Raw genomic sequence first — 6,945 nt, 5'->3', positions numbered from 1 at the left:
GCCGCCGCCTGTGCCCGGGCGCGCCGCCGCCTGTGCCCGGGCGCGCCGCCGCCTGGGCCCGGGCGCGCCGCCGCCCGTGCCCGGGCGCGCCGCCGAGTCTCCGATCGCGGACTGCGTCGCGCGCGTCGCGGACAGGCGCGGGACGGAGACTCGGCGACCAGGGACGCGCGTCGTCAGGCCGCGTGCGCCGCCGGGACCGCGGCGTCCAGCTGGTCCACGATGTGCCGCGCGATCTCCAGCGACGCGGTGGCCGCGGGCGACGGCGCGTTCAGCACGTGCACCTGCCGCCCCTCGCTCTGCAGCAGGAAGTCGTCGACCAGCCCGCCGTCCCGGCGCAGCGCCTGCGCGCGCACCCCGGCCGGCGCGGGGACGAGGTCGCCCGCCGTGATCCCCGGGACGAGCCGGGACAGGCTGCGCGCGAAGGCCTTCCGGGAGAGCGACCGGCCGACCTCGGCGGCGCCGGGCACCAGGTTGCGCGCGGCGAGCCGCCACAGCCCGGGCCACGCGAGGCTGTCGGCGAGGTCGCGCGGCGAGACGTCCGTCCAGGTGTAGCCCTCGCGGGCGAGCGCCAGCACCGCGTTCGGCCCGGCGTGCACGTGCCCCTCGATCCCGCGGGTGAGGTGCACGCCGAGGAACGGGAACCGCGGGTCGGGCACGGGGTAGATGAGCCCGCGGACCTGGGCGCCGGCCTCGGGGGTCAGCTCGAAGTACTCGCCGCGGAACGGCACGATCCGGGCCTCGGGCTCGAGCCCGCACGCCCGTGCGAGCCGGTCGGCGTGCAGCCCGGCGCAGACCACGAGCGCGTCGGCCTCCCGGTCGGCGCGCGACGTGCGGATCTCCACCCGGCCGGGGACCCCGGGCGCGTCCGGGACGGTGCGCGCGGCCAGCACCTCCTCGCCGAACAGGATCCGGCCGCCGGCGGCCTCGACGTCCGCGGCGAGCGCCCGGCACACGCCGGGGTAGTCGACGATGCCGGTGCTCTCCACCCGCAGCGCGGCGACCGCGCGCACGTGCGGCTCGTACTCCCGGGCCTCCGTGGGCGTCAGCCGGCGGGCCGGCACGCCGTTGGCCTCCGCGCGGCCGGCGAGCTTCTCCAGCTGCGGCACCTCGGCGTCCGACGTGGCGACGACGAGCTTGCCGCACACCTCGACGGGGACGCCCTTCGCGCGGGCGTACTCGACCATCGAGCGGGCGCCGGCCGCGGCCATCGTCGCCTTGAGGCTGCCGGGCGCGTAGTAGAGGCCCGAGTGGATGACGCCGGAGTTCCGGCCGGTCTGGTGCAGCGCGAGCCCGTCCTCCTTCTCCAGGACGGTGACCTCGTCGCCGCGCGCGGCGAGCCGGGCGGCGACCGCCAGCCCGACGATGCCGGATCCGACGACGACGACGTGGCTCATGGCGCGCTCCTCGGTGCTGGGCCCTGGTCAGGGCGGTGCGGATCGGCTCGCCCGCACGGCGAGGCTAGCCGCCGGATCTGTCCCCTATGTCGCGTTTCACCCCAATTCACCCTTCGGGCGGTGCCCCCGGCGGGGGACGCCGACCTACGCTCGGGGCCATGACCCCCCCGAGCACGGTGAGTGCCGTCGTGTACTCCCGCAACGAGGCCGACCAGCTGCGCGACTGCCTCCCGCTGCTGGCCGGCTTCGACGAGGTGCTCGTCTGCGACATGGGGTCGACCGACGACACCCGCGAGGTCGCCGCGGCGCACGGCGCGCGGGTCGTGCCGGTGCCGGACGCCCCCGTCGTGGAGGAGGTCCGCCAGCGCGGGCTCGACGCGGCGACCAGCGACTGGGTGCTGTTCGTCGACGCCGACGAGCACCTGCCCGCCGGGTTCCGCGCCGCGCTGCAGCCCGTCCTGGACCGGCCCGACGTGGCCGGGGTGCGGCTGCGGTACGACAACGTCGCCTACGGCCGGATGCTCGAGCACTCGCTGCAGGGCAGCGCGAAGTACGCCCTGCTCCGCCGCGGCCGCGCGCACTACGCCGAGCCCGCGCTCGCGCACGTGCCGCCGGAGCTCGACGGCCCCGGGGTCGACGCACCGGCCTCGGTGCCCGCCATCGCGCACCTGAACTTCCGCTCGGTCGGCCAGACCACCGAGAAGGTGCTCCGGTACGCGGCCAACAACCCCGGCCGGTTCACCCGGCTGGACGACCCCGTCCGGCTGGTCCGCGAGCTGCTGCGCTCGACCGTGTTCAGCGGCGCGTGGCGGGACGGGCGCGCGGGGTTCGCCGTCGCGGCCCTGCACACCTTCGGCCACCTGTACGGCTCGCTGCTCGAGGCCGAGCGCGCCGGCACCCTGACGCAGGACGTCCCCGCGCGGGACGCCCGGCTGCTCGGCGCCGTCGAGGGCGTGCAGCGCGCCGGGGTCGCCGCGCGCGACCGGGTGCGCCGGGTCGGTCGGGGTCGGCGGTGACCGCGGCTCCGACGGGGTACGTGCACGTCACCCGCCTCCCGCCCAGCCCCAGCGGCGTCGCCGCGTACGCCGCCGCCTTCCGGCCCGTGCTCGACGCGCTCGGTCCGACCGGCACCGAGCCGCTGCCGCCCGCGCCCGAGGCGTCCCAGTCCGCGGCGCTCGCCGTCCGGCTGGCGCGCCGCGTGACCCGGCGCGACCCCGGCGCGGTGCTCGTCGTCGAGCAGGCCGGCCGCGGGCTCGCCGAGTTCTGGGCCGCCTGGTGGGCCGCGCGGCGTGGACGCCGGGTCTGGCTGATGGTGCACGACGTGCCCGAGCTGTCCGGCGGCGCGTTCTTCACCACGCTGCTCGACCGCCGGGGCGGCCGCCGGGTCGCCGCGGCGCTGTCCGGCACCCTCGGCCGGTGCGCCGAGCGCGACCTGCTGCGCCGGGCCGAGCGGGTGCTCTGCCTGTCGCCGTCCGGTGCCGCGGCCCTCACGGCCGCGCACCGGCTGGACCGGCCCGTCGAGGCGCTGCCGCACGTCGGCGCCGCCACGGACGACCCCGTCGACGGGCGCACCGAGGTGCTCGTGCCGGGGTACGTGGCCGCCGCCGAGGACGTGCTGCCCCTGGTGCGCGCCGCCGCCGACCTGCCGGACGGCTGGGTGCTGGCGGTCGGCGCCTGCGGCGAGGAGACGGCGCGCGCGCTCGCGGCCGCCGCGGAGGCCGCCGGGACCGCCGACCGGGTGCGGCTGCTCGGCTTCCTGCCCGAGGAGGGCGTGCGCGCCGCGTTCGCCCGGGCCGCGGTCGTCGTGCGCTGGCGGCGCGACGGCTGGGGCGGCGGCGGGGCGCACGCCGTGAGCGGCCCGCTGGTCGCCGCCCTCGGGAACGGCTGCGCGGTCGTCACCAACGACTCCCGGGGCGCCGGGCACCTGTTCGACGAGGCCCGGGTGGTCGTCGTCGGCGACGGGGCGACCGGCGAGCGGGCGCTGCTGGACGCCGTCCGGTCGCTGGTGGTCGATCCCGCCGACCGGCGGGCGCGCGGCGAGGCCGGCCGGGCGCTGGTCCGGCGGGAGCACACGGTGGCGGCGCTCGCGGCGCGGCTGCGCGGCGGGGCGACCGCCCCGGAGCACGAGCACGCGGGCGCGACCCGCGGGGAGGACGGCTGACGTGGGTCGACGGGGTGAGCTCGTCTTCAACCGGGCGCTGACGCACGTGCCCAGCAACGAGCTGCGGATCCGCACGCTCCGGCGGCTGGGTGCGGACCTCGGCGAGCACGTGTACCTGTTCGGCGGGTCCGAGGTGCTCGAGCCGGGCAACCTGCGGATCGCCGGGCGCTGCCACGTCGGGCGGTTCTGCCAGATCGACGCGCGCGGCGGCATCGACATCGGCTACGACGTGGTCATCGCCAGCCACGTCCTGCTGGTCACCGCCGACCACGACCTGCGGGACCCCGGGTTCGCCGGCCGGCTCGGGCCGATCACCATCGGCGACCGGGCCTGGCTCGCGAGCCGGTCGACCGTCGTACGCGGCGTGACCATCGGCGAGGGGGCCGTCGTGGCCGCCGGCGCCGTCGTCACCCAGGACGTCGAGCCCTGGACGATCGTCGGCGGGGTGCCCGCCCGGCCGATCGGGGAGCGGCCCCGGGAGCAGCACTACCGGATCGACTACGGGCCCGAGCGGTACTGACGCCGCGCGGGCTCGCGCAGCCCTGCCCTCTGTGATCTGCTACGGGTGATTTGTCCCGTTTGTGGGCCAGGCAGGGGGAGCCATGACCGCAGCACGCCCGACCGCCGACGGGCCGCCCGGGGGCCGACGCGAGGCCGCGCTCGACGTCTCGGTGGTGATCGCCGCCCGGGACGCCGAGGCGACGCTGCCCGCGCAGCTCGACGCGCTCGCCGCGCAGGACCCGGCCTGCACCTGGGAGGTGCTGGTCGCCGACAACGGCTCGACCGATGGCACCCGCGACCTCGTCCGGGACGCGGCCCGGGGACCGGCGGACGTGCGCCTCGTCGACGCCTCCGGGATCCGCGGGGCCGGTGCCGCCCGGAACGCCGGGGCGCGCGCGGCCCGGGGCCGGGACCTGCTGTTCTGCGACGCCGACGACGTCGTCGCGCCCGGCTGGGTCGACGCCCTGCACGGCGCGCTCCGGGACGCGGACGTCGCGGCGGGGCGCCTGGAGTGGGAGCGGCTCAACAGCCGCGCGGCGCAGGGGTCCCGCGCGCTGCCGCAGGTCGACGGCCTGCAGTACGCCGAGCCGCTGCCCCGGCTCGGGAGCGCCAGCTCCAGCAACCTCGCCGTCCGGCGGGCGCTGTTCGACCGGCTGGGCGGCTTCGACGTCCGCGCCCGCTACCTCCAGGACACCGACCTGTGCTGGCGCGCCCAGCTCGCCGGCGGGGCGCTCGCGTTCGAGCCCGACGCCGTGGTGCACATGCGGCTGCGCGACGGCCTCGTCGGGGCCTGGCGGCAGGGGCGGGGCAGCGGGATGGGGCAGCGGTGGCTGGCCGCGCGGTACGCCGAGGTGGCGGCGCAGGCGGCGGCGGACGGGTCCGGCGCGGTGGCCGGCGACCACGCGGTCGCGGGCGACGACCGCGGCGCCACGCGGCGGTGGCCGGCGCGGATCGCCCGGCGGGCGTGGCTCGTGGCCGGCGAGGCCGCCCGGATCCGGTCCCGGGCCGACGTCGCGCGGCTGTCCTGGAGCACGGGGTTCGGCATCGGGTACGCGCGCGGCGGGCTGCCCGACCCGGAGCCGCTCCGCGCGGGGGAGCTCGCGGTGGCCGGCTGCGCGCACGAGGCGGGCTGAGCCGGCGCGCGGTGGTCCGCGTGCGCGAGGCGGGATGGTCCGCGCCGCCGGCCGGGGGCGGGTCGTCGGGGTCAGCCGCACCCGCACGGGTGACCCGCGTCCGGCGACCGGGCGACCCCCGGCGCGCGCACCCGGGTGACCGACTCGACGCGCACCTGTCCGGTTTGCGAGGGTATGTCGACATTCTCGGCCGCACCCGACGCCGAGCCGGCGGGAGGTGACGCGTGATCGACGCCCGGGCCCGCGCGGACGTGTCGGTCGTCGTGGTCGCGCGCGGCGACGAGCACGGCCTGCCGCACACGCTGCGCAGCCTGCTGGACTCCCTCGACCACGCCGCCGGCCGCCGGGACGAACGGACCTCCTGGCTCCGCGGCGAGCGCCTGCACGGCGAGCTGCTCCTCGTCGCCCGCGACCTCGGCCGCCTGCCCGCGCTGCCCGCCGACCCGCGGCTCCGCGTCGTCGCCGCCCCCGGGGTGACCGGCGGGCGGGCCCGGAACGTCGGCGTCGCCGCGGCGCGCGGCCGGTACCTGCTGTTCACCGACGCCCAGGTCCGGGTGCCCGCCGACTGGGTGCTCGCGCTCACCGCGCCGCTGCGCTCCGGCCGCGCCGACCTGACCGGCGGGGCGGTGCGGCTGACCGCCAACCTCGAGCGGCCCTGGCTGACGGAGGACCTCGCCGCCGCCTACCTCGACCTCGTCCCGGACCCGCCCGAGGTCGGCAAGGCATTCAGCGGCGTCAGCATGGCCGCGACGCGGGCGGTGCTGGAGGCGGTCGGCTTCGACGAGGCGCTCGGCACCGCGTGCTGCCCCGACGGGCTCGACGTCGTGTTCCGGCGCGACGTCGTCGGCGCGGGCTTCCGGGAGCGGGCCGTCGCGGGCGCGGTGGTCGAGCGCGACCTCGGCCCGCGCGCACTCGTCCGCCGGGCGCTCATCGAGCGGGCCCGCGGGCACGGACGTGCTGCCGCGTACGTCGACCGGCGGCTGCGGGACGTCCGCCCCGCCGCACCCCTCGTGCTGCTGCGGCTCGTGGGCCGGTGGCTGCGGCTGCTGGCACTCGGGCACGGCCGCGGGCGCGCACGGGCCCGGCTGCGGGCGCACGCCGCCGTCGCGTACCACCGCGAGACCCTGCGGCTGCTGCGCGCGCCCGTGCGCGAGCGCCCCGCGTCCGCCGCCGGCGACGCCCCCGGCGGCGGTGGTGCCCCGCGCTCCGCCGTGCCCGTGGCGCTCCTGCCGCGCGACTCGGTGCCGCCGACCGCGCTGCCCGCGGCCGAGCCAGCGCCGGCCGTCGCGGCCGTCGACGAGGGCGCTCGCGGCGCCGTGCACCAGTTCTGGGACCGCGGCCGCTCGCGCGGCGCCGAGGCCCGCGCGGGCCGTCCGCCCGCCACCCCGCTGCACGGCACCACCGCGTCCTGACCCCGCGGTGGGCAGGCGGGCCGCTGCGCCACCCACCCCACGCGCCGCCGCCTCCGCGCCTCCGGGTCCGGATCCGTCGAGCGGATACGGGACACGTCGAGTGCCTATCCACGGGATAGGCACTCGACGTGTCGGATGTGCACTCGGCGTCGGGGCGGCGCGGGAGCGCACTCGGCCGGTGCCGGGCACGGTCTCGGTCCGGCCGGCCGGCCGGAACCGTCGAGGGGATATGGGACACGTCGAGTGCCTATCCAGGGGATAGGCACTCGACATGTCGGATAGGCACTCGGCGCGGGGGGCAGTTGCGGGGGTCAGACGCGGGAGTCGGGCGCGGGGGCGAGAGG

At 78.9% G+C, this 6,945-nt stretch carries 6 protein-coding genes; 5 read left to right on the top strand and 1 reads right to left on the bottom strand.

All coding sequences use genetic code 11. From position 1 onward, the window contains the following. Positions 1-173: 173 nt before the first annotated feature. A complete protein-coding gene (gene lhgO / locus J5O08_RS20080; RefSeq protein WP_218708680.1) occupies positions 174-1,394 on the bottom strand; it encodes an L-2-hydroxyglutarate oxidase in 1,221 nt (406 codons plus the stop codon). Between the two features lie 158 nt (positions 1,395-1,552). Here lhgO and J5O08_RS20075 point away from each other — a divergent pair, with 158 nt between their 5' ends. The 5 genes from J5O08_RS20075 (at position 1,553) to J5O08_RS20055 (ending at position 6,601) form a co-directional block, all read left to right on the top strand. Further along, on the top strand, positions 1,553-2,410 hold the full coding sequence (locus J5O08_RS20075) for a glycosyltransferase (protein WP_218708678.1): 858 nt from the start codon (positions 1,553-1,555) through the stop codon (positions 2,408-2,410). Then, a complete protein-coding gene (locus tag J5O08_RS20070; RefSeq protein ID WP_218708677.1) occupies positions 2,407-3,555 on the top strand; it encodes a glycosyltransferase in 1,149 nt (382 codons plus the stop codon). The genes J5O08_RS20075 and J5O08_RS20070 overlap by 4 nt, the downstream gene beginning before the upstream one ends. Before the next feature lies 1 nt (position 3,556). Continuing rightward, positions 3,557-4,075 carry a DapH/DapD/GlmU-related protein gene (locus J5O08_RS20065; RefSeq protein ID WP_147795766.1) on the top strand — a complete coding sequence of 173 codons (519 nt, stop codon included), beginning with the start codon at positions 3,557-3,559 and terminating at the stop codon, positions 4,073-4,075. A gap of 82 nt (positions 4,076-4,157) precedes the next feature. Then, positions 4,158-5,189, top strand: coding sequence for a glycosyltransferase family 2 protein (locus tag J5O08_RS20060; RefSeq protein ID WP_218708676.1), 1,032 nt, complete (start codon positions 4,158-4,160; stop codon positions 5,187-5,189). A 224-nt stretch (positions 5,190-5,413) separates the two neighbouring features. Then, on the top strand, positions 5,414-6,601 hold the full coding sequence (locus J5O08_RS20055) for a glycosyltransferase (RefSeq protein ID WP_218708675.1): 1,188 nt from the start codon (positions 5,414-5,416) through the stop codon (positions 6,599-6,601). The last annotated feature ends 344 nt before the right edge of the window (positions 6,602-6,945 follow it).

Source organism: Cellulomonas sp. PS-H5 (genome assembly GCF_019265565.1).
Taxonomy (GTDB): domain Bacteria; phylum Actinomycetota; class Actinomycetes; order Actinomycetales; family Cellulomonadaceae; genus Cellulomonas.
The sequence above is the reverse complement of the archived record's forward strand: the minus strand, read 5'-3'. Positions and strand labels throughout refer to the sequence as shown.

Bases quoted from the DNA above. Each gene is read 5' to 3' on its own strand.
- J5O08_RS20060 (WP_218708676.1), top strand. From the start codon at position 4,158: ATGACCGCAGCACGCCCGACCGCCGACGGGCCGCCCGGGGGCCGACGC.
- J5O08_RS20075 (WP_218708678.1), top strand. From the start codon at position 1,553: ATGACCCCCCCGAGCACGGTGAGTGCCGTCGTGTACTCCCGCAACGAG.
- lhgO (WP_218708680.1), bottom strand. From the start codon at position 1,394: ATGAGCCACGTCGTCGTCGTCGGATCCGGCATCGTCGGGCTGGCGGTC.